Below are 17,746 nucleotides of genomic sequence, written 5' to 3'. Positions count from 1 at the left end.
ACGGCCCCTGCTATCTTTCTCGCATGTCAGGAACTGCTCCTCGCGAAACAGGAAGCGGTCAGGGGTATCGCGTACGCAACTCGACCGCCGACCGAGCCCTGGACATCCTGCTGCTGTTCGATGAGGAGCGGCTCACCCTCTCCGCCAACGAGGTGGCCACACACCTCGCCGTCGCCCGGTCCACGGCGTACCGCTATCTCCAGTCGCTGACCGCCAACGGCTTCCTGGAGGAGAACGACGCCGGTTCCGGGTTCCGTCTCGGCCCCCGCGTCCTCGACCTGGCGCGTCTGGCGCGCAAGGGGGTCGGGCTGTCGGAGCTGGCCCGCCCCGTCATGCGCGACCTGGTCGAGCGGACCGGAATGCCGGCGCTGCTCACCCGCCGCGCCGGTTCCGCCGTCGTCTGTCTGGAGCGCGAGGAATCCGGCCGCACCCTGCGCCTGTCGTACGAGCGGGGCCAGGTGCTGCCCGTCAACGCCGGCGCGGCGGCCCTGGCCCTGCTGGCCTGGGCGCCCGACGGCGAACTCGACGAGCTGCTGGCCGAGCCGCTGCCCCGCTTCACCGACGCCACCCACACCGATCCGGACGAGCTGCGGGCGCACCTCGCCGAGATCAGGGACCGGGGCTACGCGGTGGGACGCGGCGAACTCGACCCCGACGTCCTCGGCATCGGCGCACCGGTGCGGGCGGAGGACGGCCGCGTCGTCGCCGCCCTCAGCATCGCGGCACTCTCCCACCGCGTGCCGGACGAGGAACTTCCGCGCTACGTGACACCGGTGCGCGAGGCCGCGGACGAACTGTCCCGGCAGATCGCGCGGATGGGGGCGTACTGACCCCGCGGAGCGCGGGAGCCCCCCCACCCCGTGCCCACGGCGTCATGCCGCGGACACGCCTGACGCTCCCCGGTGATCAGGAAGCGTCCCGCACCGCCTCGCGCCGCACTCGCCGGGCCGCCATCACCGCGTACACCAGGACGCCCGCGAACAGGAACAGCACGCCCTGGTAGACCGCCGCGTAGCCGGCGCCCGCCATCAGCCAGATCGAGAAGGCGGCGGCCACCGAGGTGATCACCGCGTCCCGGACCAGCCGTGACCGGTCCACCGGGCCGCGGCCGGAGACGAGGTGGAAGAGCTGCGCGGCGGTGGCCAGCAGATACGGCACGGTCGCCGTGAACGTGGTGACGAGGACCAGGACCTCGAAGACCCGGCCCGAGCCCGACAGGTAGTTGTACGCCGTCAGCAGCGAGGACAGGACCACGGTGACCGCGACACCGACCGTGGGCACACCCCGGCGACGGCGCGCGAAGGCCGCCGGGAACAGGCCGTCCTTGGCGGCGGCGTACGGCGTCTGGGCGCTCAGCAGCGTCCAGCCGTTCAGGCAGCCGGTCATCGACACCAGCGCGGCCAGCGCCACCGCCGTACCGCCCCAGCCCCCGCCGAACATGGTGTTCACCGCGTCCGAGAACGGCGCCGTCGAGGCCACCAGGCGGTCGTGCGGGACGGTGCCGAAGACCGACAGGGTGCCCAGCAGATAGACCAGGGCGGCGCCCGCGGTGCCGATCACGGTGGCCCGGCCCACGTTGCGGCGGGCGTCCCTGACCTCGCCGGCGCTGACCGCTGCGGACTCCACCCCGAGGTAGGAGAAGAGCAGCAGCGCCGCCGAGGCGGACACCGCGCCGACCGCGCCCTGGCCACTGGAGTTGAACGGCCCGAGCCGGGAGGGGTCGAAGAAGAACAGACCGCCCACCGCCACGAGCAGCAGCGGGACGAACTTCAGCACCGTCGAGACCAGCTGCACCGCGCCCACGTAGCGGGTGCCGGCGAAGTTGGCGAGCGCGGGCAGCCACTGGAGGGCGAGCGCGGCCAGGCAGGCGCTCCACCGATGGCCGCCCACCGGGATCAGCACGTCGAGGTAGCCGACGGCGGCGACGGCGAGCGCGGCGTTGGACACCCAGGTGGTGATCCAGTACGACCAGGCGGCGAGGAAGCCGGCGAAGTCGCCGAACGCGCCGCGGGCGTACACGTACGGCCCGCCGGTGCGGGGGTCGCGTGCCGCGAGCCGGCCGAAGACCAGGGCCAGCGCGATGGCGCCGACGGTCAGCACGCCGAAGGCGACCAGGCTCACCGTGCCGAAGGGCGCGATCGAGGCGGGGAGCAGGAAGATGCCGCCGCCGATGATGTTGCCCATGACCAGCGCGGTGGCCACGGGCAGGCCGAACCGGCGGGCAGGTCCGCCGGGGGTGTCGTGGGGGTCCCCGCCGGGAACCGCGCGGGTCTCCGAGGGGGCCGGAGCCGACTGCGGGACGGTTCCGGTGCTGTGCATGGCTGGTGCGCCTCTCATGGAACTGACGTTCCCGGGATCGCCGGGACCGGCCCATGGTCGGCGACGGTCCGCAGTGGCTCAAAATCGCCGCCCCTTTGCCCGTCCGGGCCGCCGGAGCGCGCAAAAAGCGCCGTGATGAGAGCCGGACGCCGTGAGATGTCCGGTGGTGCGGAGGGGCGGCCGGTGGCGCGAAGTGGCGGCCGGTGGTCAGTCGCCGGCCGCCCAGAGGCTCCGGACGTGTCCCAGGTGCCGGGTCATGATCTCCCGGGCGGCCTTCTCGTCGCGCTCCAGCAGGGCGTCCAGGAGATCCAGGTGCTCCTGGGCCGAGGCCAGCAGCCGGCCCGCCTTCACCAGCGCGGTCAGCCCGTAGAGGCGGGAGCGTTTGCGCAGGTCGGCGACGACCTCCACCAGGTGGGCATTGCCCGCCAGGGCCAGCAGGCCGAGGTGGAAGCGGGTGTCGGCCTCCACATAGGCGATGAGGTCGCCAGCCACCGCGGCGGTGACGATCTCGCGGGCCGCCGGGCGCAGCGCCTCCAGCGAGACCCGGTCGGCCGTGCGGGCCAGCTCCGTCACGGTCGGGATCTCGATGAGCGCGCGGACATGGGTGTACTCGTCGAGCTGCCGGTCGGAGACGGCGGTGACCCGGAAGCCCTTGTTCGGGACCGTGTCGACCAGCCCCTCCTTGGCCAGGTCCAGCATCGCCTCGCGTACCGGCGTCGCCGAGACGCCGAAGCGGACGGCGAGCGACGGCGCCGAGTAGACCTCGCCGGGCCGCAGCTCGCCCGCGATCAGCGCGGCACGCAGCGCCTCCGCCACCCGCTCCCGGTAACTGCTGCGCCGGCCGCCGAGCCGGGGGAAGGCGGGCAGGTCCGCGTCCTGCGGGGTCTGTGCCGGGGGCTGTGCCATGTCACGCGTCACCGGGGTGAGTCTAGAGGACGGCTAGAGGACGAAACCCTCCGGGAACGGGTCGGTGGGGTCCAGCAGGTACTGCGCGGTCCCGGTGAGCCACGCCCGGCCGGTGAAGCTCGGCAGGACCGCGGGCAGGCCGCCGACCTCCGTCGTGCCGAGCAGCCGGCCGGTGAAGTGCGTGCCGATGAAGGACTCGTTCACGAACTCGGTGTGCAGCGGGAGTTCACCGCGCGCGTGCAGTTGTGCCATGCGCGCGCTGGTGCCCGTGCCGCACGGGGAGCGGTCGAACCAGCCGGGGTGGATGACCATCGCGTGTTGGGAGCGGCGGGCGGTGGCGCCCGGCGCGTACAGGTGGACGTGGTGGCAGCCGTGGATGGAGGGATCGGTCGGGTGCACGGGTTCCGCCTCCGCGTTGACCGCGTCCATGAGAGCCAGTCCGGCCGCCATGATCTCGTCCTTGCGGGAGCGGTCGAAGGGCAGCCCGAAGGCGTCCAGGGGCAGGATCGCGTAGAAGTTGCCGCCGTAGGCGAGGTCGTAGGTGACCGTGCGGCCGTCGGGGAGGGCGATCTCGCGGTCCAGACCGACGGCGAAGGACGGGACGTTGCGCAGGGTCACGTGCCGGGCGGCGCCGTCCGCCACCGCCACCTCCGCGACCACCACGCCGGCCGGGGTGTCGAGCCGGATGGTGGTCACCGGCTCCACGACCTCCACCATGCCGGTCTCGACCAGCACGGTGGCGACGCCGATCGTGCCGTGTCCGCACATCGGCAGGTAGCCCGAGACCTCGATGTAGAGGACGCCCCAGTCGCAGTCGGGACGGGTCGGCGGTTGCAGGATCGCGCCGCTCATCGCGGAGTGGCCGCGCGGCTCGTTCATCAGCAACCGCTTGACGTGGTCGCGGTGTTCGCGGAAGTACAGCCGCCGCTCGTTCATCGTCGCGCCGGGTACGGTGCCGATCCCGCCGGTGATCACGCGGGTCGGCATGCCCTCGGTGTGCGAGTCCACGGCGTGCAGGACGAGTCTGCTGCGCACGGTGCCGGCCTCCCTGTCAGACGAGTCCGGCCGCTACGGCCTTCTCGGTGGCCGCCCGGACCGCGTCCCGCTGCTCGGCGGTGAGCGGCACGCGCGGCGGGCGCACCGGTCCGCCGTACCGCCCGACGACGTCCATGGACAGCTTGATCGCCTGCACGAACTCGGTCCGCGAGTCCCAGCGCAGCAGCGGGTGCAGCTGCCGGTAGCGGGGGAGCGCGGCGGCGAGATCCCCGGCCGTGGCGGCGCGGTACAGCTCGGCCGAGGCGCGGGGGAGCGCGTTGGGGTAGCCGGCCACCCAGCCCTTGGCGCCCGCCACGGCCAGCTCCAGCAGCACGTCGTCGGCGCCCGCCAACAGGTCGAGGTCCGGGGCGAGTTCGGCGATCCGGTAGGCGCGCCGGACATCACCGGAGAACTCCTTGACCGCCCGGACGTACCCCTCCCCGTGCAACCGGGCCAGGAGTTCGGGCACCAGGTCGACCTTGGTGTCGACCGGGTTGTTGTACGCCACCACCGGCAGCCCGCACTTCGCCACCTCGGCGTAGTGGGCGAGGACCGCCCGCTCGTCGGCCCGGTAGCCGTTGGGCGGCAGCAGCATCACCGACGCACAGCCGGCCTCGCCCGCCTGCTCGGCCCAGCGCCGCGCCTCGGCGGAGCCGTACGCGGCGACACCGGGCATCACCCGGTCACCGCCGACCGCGGCGACCGCGGTGCGCACCACCCGGGCGCGCTCCTCGGGCGTGAGCACCTGGTACTCGCCCAGCGAGCCGTTCGGTACCACGCCGTCGCAGCCCTGCTCGACCAGCCAGGCGCAGTGCTCCGCGTACCGGTCGTGGTCGATCGAGAGGTCCTCACGCAGGGGGAGCGCGGTGGCGACGAGGATGCCGCGCCAGGGGTGGGAGCGGAGATCGGGCATGTCGGACTCCAAGTCAGTGAGGTGTGACATGGCACAGGGAGGTGTCAGGGGGCGGGGGCGTCCGGGTCCGGCAGCGCGGCCAGGACCCCCAGCGGTACGGGACGGGCGAAGGGCCGGCGGCCCGGGGTGAGCGGGCAGCCGGTCAGGGCGGCCACCGCGGGCCCGCACATCCGGCCCTGGCACCAGCCCATCCCGGCCCGGGTGAGCAGCTTCGCCGAGCGCGCGTCCGTGGCGCCGAGCGTGCTCACGGCCGTCCGGACCTCCCCGGCGGTGACCTCCTCGCAGCGGCACACCACGGTGTCGTCCGGGACCGACCCGGCCCGGCCCGGCGGGGGTGCGCACACCGCGTCCACCGCCGCGAAGAAGCGCCGCAGCCGGGACCTCGCGCGCGCGGCCGGCGCCCAGCCGGCCGGGTCGGGTGTCCTGCCGTACAGACGGGCGGCGGCGGAGCGGCCGGCGATATGGCCCTCGGCGAGCGCGAGGGCCGCCCCGCCGATGCCGGTGGTCTCACCGGCGGCCCAGGCGCCGGGCACGTCGGTGCGCTGCTCGGCGTCGACCCGTACGGCGGTCCCGGTCAGGGTGCAGCCGAGGGTCTCGGCGAGGTCGGTGCCCGGGAGCATGCCGTGGCCGACGGCGAGGGTGTCGCAGAGGATGCGGAGGGAACGGCCGCCGGGGCTGAGCGGGGCCACGGTGACCGCCTCCAGCCGGTCGGTGCCGTGGGCCGCCACCACGGTGTGCCGGGTCAGGATGCGGACGCGGTGCCGCAGCAGCCGTACCGCGTACCCGGCGCCCTCGGCCAGCTTGTCCGGCCGTACCAGCAGGTCGGGGAACCGGCGCGGCACCGCCCCGGGGTCGGCGGACTCCACCAGCGCGGCCACCTCGGCACCGGCCGCGGCGAGACCGGTGGCGACGGGCAGCAGCAGGGGGCCGGTGCCGGCGACGACGACATGACGGCCCGGCAGCACTCGTTCGCCCTTGAGCATGGCCTGTGCGCCGCCCGCCGTGATCACGCCCGGGAGGGTCCAGCCGGGGAAGGGCAGGACGTACTCGTGACCGCCGGTGGCGAGCAGGACGGCGTCCGCGCGGAGGGACACGCCCTCGTCCTGGGCGGGCCCGAGCAGCGCGTGCACGAGGAAGGACATCGAGTCCCGCTGCACACACCACACATGATGCTCCGTCAGGTGAGTGACGCGGTGCCGGTCGAGTCCCGTCCGCAGCCGTTCCCAGGTGTGTCCCTGGCGGGGCGGTGCGCCGAGGGCGGGGGAGGGTTGCCGGTGGAACTGGCCGCCGGGCCGGCCGGCCGCGTCGACCAGGGTCACGTCGACGCCCCGCGCGGCGGCGGCCAGCGCGCCGGCGAGGCCCGCCGGACCCGCGCCGACGACGGCCAGGCGTGGTCGTTCAGTCATCGTCCCGGCCCGTCCCCTCCTGGACGCCGATCACGTCACCCGGCCGTACCGGTACCAGGCAAGCCCGTTGGTTGGGGCTGCCGTTGACGGTCACCAGGCAGTCGAAGCAGACCCCGATCCCGCAGAACACCCCGCGCGGCCGGCCCGCCCGACGAGTGGTGCGCCAGGCCGTCACGCCGGCCGCCCACAGCGCCGCGGCGACGGTCTGTCCGGGCCGCGCCTCCAGCGGGCGGCCGTCGAAGGTGACCGTGCAGGTGCCGTCCGGACGTGCCTGTCCCGACTGCCGTGCTCTCACGTCCGGACGTGCCTGTGCCGGCTGTTGTGGTCTCACGCGCTCTCGCCTCCCTCGGTGTCGAACCGCTCCGGCCGGAACGGCGTGAGGTCCATGTCCGGCGCCTTTCCGGTGAGCGCCTGGGCGATCAACCGCCCGGTGCCGGTGGCGAGTCCGATGCCGGCGCCCTCGTGTCCGCAGGCGTGGAACAGGCCCGGTGCGCGGGGGTCGGGGCCGATCGCCGGCAGGTGGTCGGGCAGGTACGGGCGGAATCCGGCGTACGTGCGCAGGGCGCGGACCCCGGCGAGGAACGGGAACAGGCCGATCGCGCCCCTGGCCAGCGCCCGGACCGCGGGAAGCGACAACGAGCGGTCGAAGCCGACGCGTTCGCGGGTGGCGCCGATCAGGACCGGGCCCGCCGCCGTGCCCTCAACGACCGGCGAGGAGCGCAGGGCGGCCGAGTCGCTCGCCACGTCGGCCACGTAGTCGGCCGCGTACACCTTGTGCCGGACCCGGCGCGGGAGCGGTTCGGTGACCAGGACGAAGCCGCGCCGGGGCAGCACCGGCAGCCGTACCCTCGCCAGTGCCGCGAGGTCACCGCCCCACGTGCCGGCCGCGTTCACCACCGCGGGCGCGTGCAGGTCGCCGTGGTCGGTGCGGACGCCGCGCACGGTGCCGTCCGGGGCCCGCAGCACACCGGTCACCGTCCGGCCGGTGTGCACGCGGGCGCCGGAGGCCCGTAGCAGGTGGGCCGCCGCGAGGGCCGGCATGACCTGGGCGTCCTGCGGGTAGCGCACACCGCCCGCCACGCCGGGGATCAAGTAAGGCTCCAGGGAGCGGAGTTCGTCCGGGCCGACCGGATCGGCCGTCACCCCGGCCGCGCGCTGGCCGGCCGCGAACCGGGTCAGCGCGCTCAGGGCCGCCGGGGTCGAGGCGATCACCAGGCCGCCCTTCGGCTCGTACTCGACGGCCGCGCCGAGACCGTCCGCCAGCTCCGCCCACAACCGGGCCGACAGCAGGGCCAGTTCGAGTTCGGGGCCCGGTCCCTTGTCGGAGACCAGGAGGTTGCCCTCGCCCGCGCCGGTGGTGCCGCCGGCCACCGGCCCCCGGTCCACCACACGCACGTCGAGGCTCGCCCGCGCGGCGTACCACGCACACGCCGCGCCCACCATTCCGGCCCCGACGACCACGACATCGCAGGTCAGTCGCTTCGCCACGGCAGTACTATGTCACATGTCGCACCCTCTGAGGAGACCCCGCGCAGTCGTCCGATCTCCAGGCGTGGACGCCCCCTTGACGCCAACCCGCGCCGGATCGACACTCCCAGGAGGGAATCCTAGTGAACAGGTAGGGAACCATGACGCGCCTTGAGACGGGTACCGGCCGCACAGGCCGGACGCCGTTGCGCGCACCCCTGCTCACCTCCCGGCGCCACATCGACCTGCTGCGCGTGAACAGCGCCATCGGCCTGCCGCGCTGAGCCCGGCCCGGCCAGGCTGTCCCGTCGTCGCGCCTGACGGCGCCTGCCCGCGCGCCCGCACCGCACGTCCACCACGCACGTCCGTCACGAGGGCGACCGCACGCCCACCACCAGGGGAGACGCATGTCCGTCAGTCCGCTCGCCACCGCCACGCACCCCCACCGCCCCGCCGCCTTCCGGGGCCGCATCGGCCGGGACGCGCGCAGCGGCCACTACGCCGTGCCGCACCGCTACCGGCTCCTGCTGTCGACCGCCTGCCCCGACGGGCTGCGCCTCGCCGTCGGGCACGCCGTACTCCGGCTGGACGAGAGCTGTCCCGTCACCCTCCTGCCCGCCGTCCCGGACTGTCCCGACGGCGGCCACACGGCCCTGCGCCCGCTATACGAGGCGAGCGCCCACCACTACACCGGCCCCGCCCTCGCCCCCGTCCTGTGCGACGACTGGTCCGGACGCATCGTCAGCACCCACGCCCCCGAGATCCTGCGCGACCTGGACCGCTTCCCGCGCGAGGGCGGGCCCCGGCTGTACCCCCGCGGCACCGAGTCCGTCATCGAGGCCGTCGAACGGATGTGCGCCGAGGGCGTCGAGGAGGCCGCCCAGCGCGCCGGGCGCGCCGACACCGACCCCGCCGAGCGGGCCGCCGCCCTGGACGTGCTGCTCGACACGCTCGGCCGGCTGGAGCGCCGGCTGACCGGCGAGGAGTACCTGGTCGGCGACGCGCTCACCGCCGCCGACATCGAGCTGTGGGTGACCCTGGTGCAGCTCGACACCGTGCACCGCTGCCACCTGGACGCCTCCGCCGTCCACCGGATCGCCGGCCACCGCGCCCTGTGGGCCCACGCCCGCCGCCTGGCCGCGCGTCCCGCCTTCGGCCGGCATCTCGACCTGGACGGCATCTCCCGCCGCCACCACGGCCGTTGCCGGGGTCTGGAGGCCGCCGGAGCCGCCGTCCAGATCCTGGACTGGGCCGGCCACGCGGCGGACGCACCGGACGCTTCCCGCAGGTGAGAGGCGGCTGTCGGCGTCCACTTCGCGGACGGGCGTTGACAACCGAACGGACAACTGCCTTACTTGCCGCTCAGAACGGTCATGAGCGTCAGCGTCAAGCCCTGGCTGGCTGACCGGCAACCCTCGCATCGCGGTGGGGTGCCCCAGGTGACGACCGGACCGGACCACGATTTCGGTAAGCGCGAGGCCCCGCGGGGCCCGGAACAGTGACAGGTGACGCCATGTACGCAGCTCCCAGGACGGCCCCGAGCCGCCCCCAGGGCTGCGTACGGTCGTCCGCCCAGCTCCTGGTCGCCGACCGCGCCGTCGATCTGCTCCGCGTCAGCAGCGCACTGTGTACCGCACCGGGCTCCGCCCGCTGTCGGGGCTGACCTCTCTCCTCCCAGCCCCCGCGTTCCGCCCGCACACCCGCCGTGCGGTGTGCCGCCGCCCGCCCAGCTCCCGGTTCCGCGCGTTCCCGTGCGCCGCCCCGTGCCCCCGTGCCGGGCCGGCCCCCGACCGTTCGCCGCCGCCCCGGGATGTCCGATTCCGCCGGAGCCCGCCATGAGTGAACCCCCAGGCGCCGCCGTCTCCCTCGCCGAGAGCGAGAGCAAGAACGAGAACGAGGCACCACCCGCTGATACATCGTCAAGACCCTTGACAGCGCAGCGCGTTCAGCCACTGCGCAGGCCCGGCCGGTGGATCGTCACCGCCGTCGTCCTGGTGCTCGTCGCGCAGATCCTGCACGGCCTGGTCACCAACCCCTTCTACCAGTGGGACCGCTTCCGCTACTGGTTCCTGCGCCCCACCGTGCTCGACGGGCTCGTCGTCACCCTCGAAGTCACCGCCCTGAGCGCCGTGCTGGGCCTGGTCGGCGGCATCCTGCTGGCCCTCGCCCGGCTCTCCGGAAGCCCCGTGCTGCGCGCGGTGAGCTGGACGTACACCTGGCTGCTCCGGTCCGTGCCGCTGATCGTCGTCCTGATCTTCCTCTACAACTTCAGCGCCCTGTACAAGACGTTGAGCCTCGGTGTGCCCTTCGGACCGGCCTTCGTCACCTTCGACGAGTCCCGGCTCGCCACCGACATGGCCATCGCCGTCATCGGACTCAGCCTCAACGAGGCCGCCTACGCCGCCGAGGTGGTGCGCGGCGGACTGCTCTCCGTCGACCAGGGACAGCACGAGGCGGCCGCCGCGCTCGGTCTGCCCCAGGGCTACCAGTTCCGCCGGATCGTCTTCCCGCAGGCCCTGCGCTCCATCACCCCGAACTACGTCAACCAGCTCATCGGACTCGTCAAGAGCACGTCCCTGGTCTTCTACGTCTCCCTGCTCGACCTGTTCGGCACCGTGCAGTCGATGGGCAGCACCTACCCCGGCGACGTCGTCCCGCTGCTGCTGGTCGCCACCGTCTGGTACCTGATCCTGACCAGCGCCGTCTCCGTCGTCCAGTTCTACGTCGAGCGGTACTACGCCCGCGGCGCCACCCGCACCCTGCCGCCGACCCCCGTGCAGAAGGCCCGGGCCGGTCTGGCCGGCCTGCGGGCCCGGCTGCGCAGAGAGGCCGCCGTATGAGCACCGCACCCGCCCCGGGAAAGACCGCGCCCGCCCCGGGAAAGACCGCCCCCGCCCCGGAGAAGACCGCACCCGTCGCGCTGGAGGTGCACGACGTCCACAAGTGGTACGGCGCCCATCGAGTCCTCGACGGCATCGACCTGACCATCCGCCCCGGCGAGGTCACGGTGATCCTCGGGCCCTCCGGCTCCGGCAAGTCGACACTCCTGCGGGTCATCAACCACCTGGAGAAGCCCGAGATCGGCCATGTCAGCGTGGGCGGCGAGCTGATCGGCGTCAAGCGGCACGGGGACCGTCTGAAGGAGCTCGGCGAACGCGCCATCCTCGCCCAGCGCGGCCGGATCGGTTTCGTCTTCCAGAACTTCAACCTGTTCCCGCACCTGACCGTCCTCGACAACGTGGCCGCCGCACCCGTGGCCACCGGCCGGCTGAGCAAGCCGGCCGCGCGGGAACTGGCCCGTGAACTGCTCGACCGCGTCGGCCTCGGCGACCGCACCGGCTCCTATCCGCGCCAGCTGTCCGGCGGCCAGCAGCAGCGCGTCGCCATCGCCCGCGCCCTCGCCCTGCGGCCCGGGGTCATCCTCTTCGACGAGCCGACCTCGGCCCTCGACCCCGAACTCGTCGGCGAGGTACTGGCCGTCATCAAGGACCTGGCGACCAGCGGGACCACGCTCGTCATCGTCACCCACGAGATCGGCTTCGCCCGCGAGGTCGCCGACCGCGTCGTCTTCATCGACGGCGGCCGGATCGTCGAACAGGGGCCGCCCGGCCAGGTGCTGGACCAGCCCCGCCACGAACGCACCCGGGACTTCCTGCGCAAGGTCCTGTGACCCCGCAACTCACCTGTGTGACCCACGACTTCCCCCCACGCGGCTCGACCCACGACACCCCCAGCACGCCCATCACCCTCATCAGCGAGACAAGGACAGCCACGCCATGCCTACCCACCTCACCCGACGCGGCCTGATACGCGGCATCACCGCGGCGACCGCCGTCGCCACCCTCGCCACCGGGCTCGCCGCCTGCGGGGGCGACAGCGAGGCCGCCACCAAGACCGAGAGCGCCGGCACCGTCACCGTGGGACGGCTGTCCAACGGCGCGGCCAAGGAGACCGGACTGAAGGTCTCCGAAGTGAAGTCGATCAGCGCCGAACTGCCGGCCGCCGTCCGCGAGAGCGGCAAGCTCGTCGTCGGCATCGGCGCCCTGCCCTCGGGATCCGCGCCGCTGAACTTCGTCGGCAGCGACCAGAGGACCCTCACCGGCTCCGAGCCCGACTTCGGCCGCCTGGTCGCCGCCGTGCTCGGCCTCAAGCCCGAGATCAGGAACTTCACCTGGGAGAACCTCTTCGTCGGCGTCGACAGCGGCAAGGTCGACGCGGCCTTCTCCAACGTCACCGTCACCGAGGAGCGCAAGAAGAAGTACGAGTTCGCCTCCTACCGCAAGGACAACCTCGCCTTCGAGGTGCCGAAGAAGAGCACCTGGAACTTCGGCGGCGACTACCGCAACCTGGCGGGCAAGACCGTCTCCGTCGGCGCCGGCACCAACCAGGAGAAGATCCTCCTGGAGTGGAAGGCCAAGCTGGCCAAGGAGGGCAAGAAGCTCACCGTCAAGTACTTCCCGGACCAGAACGCCACCAACCTGGCGCTGTCCAGTGGCAAGATCGACGCCTTCTTCGGGCCGAACCCCTCCGTCGCCTACCGCGCCCGGCAGACCGCGAACACCCCCAATCCGACCCGCAACGCGGGCACTTTCTCCGGTGCAGGCGAGACCCTCCAGGGCCTGATCGCCGCCACCGCCAAGAAGGACAGCGGGCTCGCCAAGCCGCTCGCGGACGCCATCAACTACCTGATCGAACACGGGCAGTACGGCAAGTGGCTGGCCGCGTACAACCTCTCCAACGAGTCCGTGGCCAAGTCGGAGGTCAACCCGCCCGGACTGCCGCTCGACAACTCCTGACGCAACGTCAATTACCGTCCTGTGGCCCGAGCAAGGAAGGACTCCGCCTCCGTGGCACCCGTGACCGACCTCCGCGGCGGCGGAGCCCCGCCCCTGCCCGGCGCTCCCGCACTCGACAACGCCGTCTGGGCCGCCCTCGACGGCCCGCACGCCCACCTCGCCGAACGCCACGGCCGCGCCGCCCGCTACCGGCCGGACATCTACGCCTTCGCCGCCCTCGCCGACCCGGCGGATCCGGCCGCCTGGGCCGACCTGCGCACCCTCGTCGGACCGGGAGCCACCGTCCGGATCAAGCCCGTCGAACACGCCCCCGACGGCTGGCAGATCACCGGCTCCGTCGAGGGCGTCCAGCTCGTGGACACCGCGCTGCGCGCCGAGCCCGATCCCGAGGCGGTACGGCTGGGCCCCGCCGACGTCCCCGAGATCCTCGGCCTGGTCGCCCGCACCCGGCCCGGCCCGTTCCTGGAGCGCACCGTCGAGATGGGCGGCTATCTCGGCATCCGGCACGAGGGCCAGCTGGTCGCGCTCGCCGGGGAACGGCTCCGGCTGCCCGGCTGGACCGAGATCAGCGCCGTCTGCACCGACCCCGCGCACCGCGGCCGGGGGCTCGCCACCCGGCTGGTGCGAGCCGTCGCCGCCGGTATCCGGGAGCGCGGGGACACCCCGTTCCTGCACGCGGCGGCCGGCAACACCCGGGCGATCCGGCTCTACGAGTCGATCGGGTTCACCCTGCGCCGCCGCTCCCGGATCGTCCAGGTGCGGGTGCCGGAGGCCGTCGGCGACGGCTTCCGGAATCTCGGTGGCGGGGCGGGAACACCGGGCGTGGGCCGGGCGTTGTAGGTCATGACGAGATCCACCAGGCGGACGAGGCCCACCAGGCGGTGGCACGGCCCCGCCGTGGCCCGCACACGGAGGACGGAGGTGGCGGCCATGACCGACGTACTCCCGTACGGACGCGCGCCGCGCCTCCCGCACCCCTACCGCTCCGTGCGCCTGCACTCCCGGCCGCACATAGACCTCCAGCGCGTGTCCGCCGCGCTCTGTCGTCACTGACGTTCTCACCGGCACCCACCTCCTCACCGTCCCCGGCCGGGTCCCCCTCCCGCCGCGCCGCCCGTCCCCGGCCGTGCCCCGCCCGGGCGAGCCCGCGTTCCCTCACGGACATCGCACCCTCACGGACATCGTTCTCTCATGGACATCAAGGAAGGCACCGACGTGTCCTCGACCCCCGCTTCCCCGCTGCATCTCGCCGTCGCGCTGGACGGCACCGGCTGGCACCCCGCGTCCTGGCGCGAGCCGGTCGCCCGGCCCCGCGACCTGTTCACCGCCGGCTACTGGGCCGACCAGGTCGCCGAGGCCGAGCGCGGCCTGCTCGACTTCGTCACCATCGAGGACGGCCTCGGCCCGCAGTCCTCCCGCTTCCTGGCGCCCGACGACCGCACCGACCAGGTGCGCGGCCGGCTCGACGCGGTCCTCGTCGCCGCCCGGATCGCCCCCCTCACCCGGCACATAGGCCTCGTCCCGACCGTGGTGGCCACCCATACCGAGCCGTTCCACATCTCCAAGGCCATCGCCACCCTGGACTACGTCAGCACCGGGCGCGCGGGCCTGCGCGTGCAGGTCACCGCCCGGCCGGACGAGGCCGCGCACTTCGGCCGCCGTACCGTCGAGCGGGTCGACGCCTACGACAGCCCGGAGGCGCGGGGGCTGGTCGCCGACCTGTTCGACGAGGCCGCCGACCATGTCGAGGTGGTCCGCCGGCTCTGGGACAGCTGGGAGGACGACGCCGAGATCCGGGACGCCGCCACCGGCCGCTTCGTCGACCGGGACAAGCTGCACTACATCGACTTCGAAGGCCGCTTCTTCAGCGTCAAGGGCCCCTCCATCACCCCCCGTCCACCGCAGGGCCAGCCGCTGGTCACCGCCCTCGCCCACCAGAGCGTCCCGTACCGCCTGGTGGCCCGGCAGGCCGACGTCGGCTACGTCACCCCGCACGATGCCGGGCAGGCCGGCGCGATCGTCGCCGAGATCCGCGCCGAGCAGCGAGCCGCCGGGCGTGCCGACGAGACCGTGCACGTCTTCGGCGACCTCGTCGTCCTGCTCGACGACAGCCGCGCCGAGGCGGAGGCACGCCGCGACCGCCTGGACACGCCGGCCGGTGAGCCGTACACCAGCGACGCCCGGATCTTCGCCGGCACCGCCGTCGAACTCGCCGACCTGCTGGAGGAGTTGGCCGCCCCCGGACTGACCGGCTTCCGGCTGCGGCCCGCCGTCACCGGGCACGACCTGCCCCGGATCAGCCGGGACCTGGTGCCCGAACTCCAGCGCCGGGGCCGCTTCCGGGACGCCTACGAGGCGGACACCCTGCGCGGGCTGCTCGGCCTCGCCCGCCCCGCCAACCGCTATGCCGCAGCCGTCGCCTGAGCCGGAGGACCGCACACCATGAGCAAGCCGCTGAAGCAGATCCATCTGGCCGCCCACTTCCCCGGCGTCAACAACACCACCGTGTGGAGCGATCCGGCCGCCGGCAGCCACATCGAGTTCAGCTCCTTCGCGCACTTCGCCCGCACCGCCGAACGCGCCAAGTTCGACTTCCTGTTCCTCGCCGAGGGCCTGCGCCTGCGTGAACAGGGCGGCCGGATCTACGACCTGGACGTGGTGGGGCGCCCCGACACCTTCACCGTGCTGGCCGCGCTCGCCGCCGTCACCGACCGGCTCGGCCTGACCGGCACGATCAACTCCACGTTCAACGAGCCGTACGAGGTGGCCAGGCAGTTCGCGAGCCTCGACCACCTCTCCGCCGGCCGCTCCGCCTGGAACGTCGTCACCTCCTGGGACGCCTTCACCGGGGAGAACTTCCGCCGCGGCGGCTTCCTGCCGCAGGAGGAGCGCTACTCCCGCGCGAAGGAGTTCCTCGCCACCGCGACCGAGCTGTTCGACTCCTGGCGGGGCGACGAGATCCTCGCGGACCAGGCCACCGGCACCTTCCTCGGCGACGCCAAGGCCGGCGCCTTCGTGCACCAGGGGCAGCACTTCGACATCCACGGCCGCTTCAACGTCCCGCGCTCGCCCCAGGGCCGCCCGGTGATCTTCCAGGCCGGCGACTCCGACGAGGGCCGCGAGTTCGCCGCCGCCGAGGCCGACGCCATCTTCAGCCGGTACGCGACGCTGAAGGAGGGCCAGGCCTTCTACACGGACGTCAAGTCCCGCCTCGCCAGGTACGGCCGCCGACATGACCAGTTGCTCATCCTGCCCGCCGCGACCTTCGTCCTCGGCGACACCGAGCAGGAGGCCGCCGAACTGGCCCGCGAGGTGCGCCGCCGGCAGGTCAGCGGCGCGACCGCCCTCAAGCACCTGGAGTTCGTCTGGAACCGGGACCTGTCGGGCTACGACCCGGAGGGGCCGCTGCCCGACGTCGACCCGGTGGTGAGCGAGGAGCACATCTCCCGGGGCCGCGCCCAGGTCCGGATGTACCGGGACCCGCTCGCCATCGCCCGCGAGTGGCGCCAGCTCGCCGAGGCCAACAAGTGGTCCATACGCGACCTGGTCATCAACACCGGCAACCGGCAGACCTTCGTCGGCACCCCGGCCCATGTCGCCCGGACCATCAACGACTTCGTGCAGGCGGACGCCTCCGACGGCTTCATCCTCGTCCCGCACCTCACCCCCTCCGGCCTGGACACGTTCGCGGACAAGGTGGTCCCCCTCCTCCAGGAACAGGGCGTCTTCCGCGCCGACTACGCGGGCACCACCCTGCGCGACCACCTCGGCCTCGCCCACCCCGACACCGGGGCCGCCGCCGAGCGGGCCGCGTCGTGAAGTGCCTGGCGATCACCCTGATCGTGCACCGGCCCGACCCCGCGACGGGGGTGAAGAAGCCGACGCACGACCGGTTCCGCGAGGTCCTGGACAACGCGGTGCTGGCGGAGGAGCTGGGCTTCGACGGGTTCGGAGTGGGGGAGCGGCACGAACGGCCGTTCCTCTCCTCCTCGCCCACGGTGGTGCTCAGCCATGTCGCCGCCCGCACCCGGCGCATCCGGCTCTTCACCGCCGTCACCACCCTCAGCCTGCTGGACCCGGTCCGCGCCTACGAGGACTACGCGACGCTGGACCACCTCTCCGAGGGCCGCCTCGACCTGATCATCGGCAAGGGCAACGGCACCGCCCAGCGCGAGCTGTTCCACGTCACCCCCGAGGACCAGTGGGACCGCAACGCCGAGAGCTACGAGGTCTTCCGGCAGCTGTGGCGGCAGGACCGGGTCACCGCCGACACCCGGTTCCGGCCCCCGCTGAAGGACGCCGAGGTGTGGCCGCGGCCGTACCAGCGGCCGGTGCGGGTCTGGCACGGCAGCGCCACCAGCAAGGAGTCCGTGGACCTCGCCGCGCGCTACGGCGACCCGCTGTTCTCGGCCAACGTCACGCACGCGATCGAGCCCTACGCCGAGCTGATCCGGTACTACCGGGAGCGCTGGGAGCACCACGGCCACGACCCGGCACGGATCACGGTCGGCGCCGGCTCGGCCGGGCTGTACGTCGCCCGCACCACCCAGGAGGCGCTGACGGCGTACCGGCCCCTGTTCGAGAGCAACCTCGCCTTCCAGCGCGAGGCCGGCCTGCCCGTGGTCTTCGAGACGCTGGAGGACTTCGTCGAGCGCGGCTCCGCGCTGATCGGCAGCCCGCAGCAGGTCATCGACAAGGTGCACCGCTACCACGAGGAGTTCGGGCACACCGTCCTGCATGTGCACGCGGACGCGAGCGGGCTCACCGACATCCAGCACCGCGACTCGCTCGAACTGTTCCAGTCGGCGGTCGCACCGGTGCTGCGCAGGGACATCCCGGATCCGCCGTTCGCCTGGGAACCGGTCGTGCCCGGGCCGGCGGCCACCGACCGCTGAGGAGCCACG

18 protein-coding genes and 1 riboswitch are annotated in these 17,746 nt (G+C 73.3%); of the genes, 11 read left to right on the top strand and 7 right to left on the bottom strand.

Annotated features, from left to right (window positions below):
- Positions 1-23 precede the first annotated feature (23 nt).
- On the top strand, positions 24-830 hold the full coding sequence (locus NX794_RS00365) for an IclR family transcriptional regulator (RefSeq protein ID WP_258775884.1): 807 nt from the start codon (positions 24-26) through the stop codon (positions 828-830).
- A gap of 76 nt (positions 831-906) precedes the next feature.
- Here NX794_RS00365 and NX794_RS00360 read toward each other — a convergent pair whose 3' ends face one another.
- The 7 genes from NX794_RS00360 to NX794_RS00330 all read right to left on the bottom strand — a co-directional run bounded on the left by NX794_RS00360 (position 907) and on the right by NX794_RS00330 (position 8,067).
- Positions 907-2,319, bottom strand: a complete 1,413-nt coding sequence (locus NX794_RS00360) for an amino acid permease (RefSeq protein WP_258775882.1) — start codon at positions 2,317-2,319, stop codon at positions 907-909.
- Between the two features lie 207 nt (positions 2,320-2,526).
- Positions 2,527-3,225: a GntR family transcriptional regulator gene (locus tag NX794_RS00355; protein ID WP_258776382.1), complete on the bottom strand. Its 699-nt coding sequence runs from the start codon at positions 3,223-3,225 to the stop codon at positions 2,527-2,529.
- Between the two features lie 33 nt (positions 3,226-3,258).
- The gene (locus NX794_RS00350) at positions 3,259-4,260 is read right to left on the bottom strand and encodes a proline racemase family protein (protein WP_258775881.1); all 1,002 of its coding nucleotides are present in this window, start codon (positions 4,258-4,260) and stop codon (positions 3,259-3,261) included.
- A gap of 16 nt (positions 4,261-4,276) precedes the next feature.
- Positions 4,277-5,173 carry a dihydrodipicolinate synthase family protein gene (locus NX794_RS00345; protein WP_258775880.1) on the bottom strand — a complete coding sequence of 299 codons (897 nt, stop codon included), beginning with the start codon at positions 5,171-5,173 and terminating at the stop codon, positions 4,277-4,279.
- A 44-nt stretch (positions 5,174-5,217) separates the two neighbouring features.
- Positions 5,218-6,579 (bottom strand): FAD/NAD(P)-dependent oxidoreductase, encoded by a 1,362-nt coding sequence (locus tag NX794_RS00340; RefSeq protein ID WP_258775879.1) that lies wholly within the window; start codon positions 6,577-6,579, stop codon positions 5,218-5,220.
- Positions 6,572-6,874, bottom strand: coding sequence for a (2Fe-2S)-binding protein (locus NX794_RS00335; protein WP_258775878.1), 303 nt, complete (start codon positions 6,872-6,874; stop codon positions 6,572-6,574). The genes NX794_RS00340 and NX794_RS00335 overlap by 8 nt, the downstream gene beginning before the upstream one ends.
- 32 nt (positions 6,875-6,906) lie before the next feature.
- The gene (locus tag NX794_RS00330; RefSeq protein WP_258775877.1) at positions 6,907-8,067 is read right to left on the bottom strand and encodes an NAD(P)/FAD-dependent oxidoreductase; all 1,161 of its coding nucleotides are present in this window, start codon (positions 8,065-8,067) and stop codon (positions 6,907-6,909) included.
- Positions 8,068-8,207: 140 nt separating this feature from the next.
- Here NX794_RS00330 and NX794_RS00325 point away from each other — a divergent pair, with 140 nt between their 5' ends.
- From NX794_RS00325 to NX794_RS00280, 10 genes are all read left to right on the top strand, one after another.
- Positions 8,208-8,330 (top strand): putative leader peptide, encoded by a 123-nt coding sequence (locus NX794_RS00325; RefSeq protein WP_258775876.1) that lies wholly within the window; start codon positions 8,208-8,210, stop codon positions 8,328-8,330.
- 123 nt (positions 8,331-8,453) lie between these two features.
- Positions 8,454-9,338: a glutathione S-transferase C-terminal domain-containing protein gene (locus NX794_RS00320; protein WP_258775875.1), complete on the top strand. Its 885-nt coding sequence runs from the start codon at positions 8,454-8,456 to the stop codon at positions 9,336-9,338.
- Positions 9,339-9,415: 77 nt separating this feature from the next.
- A riboswitch (SAM riboswitch) is annotated at positions 9,416-9,526 on the top strand.
- A 355-nt stretch (positions 9,527-9,881) separates the two neighbouring features.
- Positions 9,882-10,886 carry an amino acid ABC transporter permease gene (locus NX794_RS00315; protein WP_258775874.1) on the top strand — a complete coding sequence of 335 codons (1,005 nt, stop codon included), beginning with the start codon at positions 9,882-9,884 and terminating at the stop codon, positions 10,884-10,886.
- The gene (locus tag NX794_RS00310; RefSeq protein WP_258775872.1) at positions 10,883-11,716 is read left to right on the top strand and encodes an amino acid ABC transporter ATP-binding protein; all 834 of its coding nucleotides are present in this window, start codon (positions 10,883-10,885) and stop codon (positions 11,714-11,716) included. Before NX794_RS00315 ends, NX794_RS00310 begins: the two co-directional genes overlap by 4 nt.
- 106 nt (positions 11,717-11,822) lie before the next feature.
- Complete coding sequence (locus tag NX794_RS00305; protein ID WP_258775871.1) at positions 11,823-12,842, top strand: transporter substrate-binding domain-containing protein; 1,020 nt, start codon at positions 11,823-11,825, stop codon at positions 12,840-12,842.
- A 51-nt stretch (positions 12,843-12,893) separates the two neighbouring features.
- Positions 12,894-13,682, top strand: a complete 789-nt coding sequence (locus NX794_RS00300) for a GNAT family N-acetyltransferase (RefSeq protein WP_258775869.1) — start codon at positions 12,894-12,896, stop codon at positions 13,680-13,682.
- 90 nt (positions 13,683-13,772) lie between these two features.
- Complete coding sequence (locus NX794_RS00295) at positions 13,773-13,895, top strand: putative leader peptide (protein WP_258775868.1); 123 nt, start codon at positions 13,773-13,775, stop codon at positions 13,893-13,895.
- A 138-nt stretch (positions 13,896-14,033) separates the two neighbouring features.
- Positions 14,034-15,266 (top strand): LLM class flavin-dependent oxidoreductase, encoded by a 1,233-nt coding sequence (locus NX794_RS00290; protein WP_428985823.1) that lies wholly within the window; start codon positions 14,034-14,036, stop codon positions 15,264-15,266.
- An 18-nt stretch (positions 15,267-15,284) separates the two neighbouring features.
- A complete protein-coding gene (locus NX794_RS00285; RefSeq protein WP_258775867.1) occupies positions 15,285-16,661 on the top strand; it encodes an NtaA/DmoA family FMN-dependent monooxygenase in 1,377 nt (458 codons plus the stop codon).
- On the top strand, positions 16,658-17,737 hold the full coding sequence (locus tag NX794_RS00280) for an LLM class flavin-dependent oxidoreductase (RefSeq protein ID WP_258775866.1): 1,080 nt from the start codon (positions 16,658-16,660) through the stop codon (positions 17,735-17,737). The genes NX794_RS00285 and NX794_RS00280 overlap by 4 nt, the downstream gene beginning before the upstream one ends.
- The last annotated feature ends 9 nt before the right edge of the window (positions 17,738-17,746 follow it).

The organism is Streptomyces pyxinicus, assembly GCF_024753135.1.
In the GTDB taxonomy this organism is placed as follows: Bacteria; Actinomycetota; Actinomycetes; order Streptomycetales; family Streptomycetaceae; genus Streptomyces; species Streptomyces pyxinicus.
The sequence above is the reverse complement of the archived record's forward strand: the minus strand, read 5'-3'. Positions and strand labels throughout refer to the sequence as shown.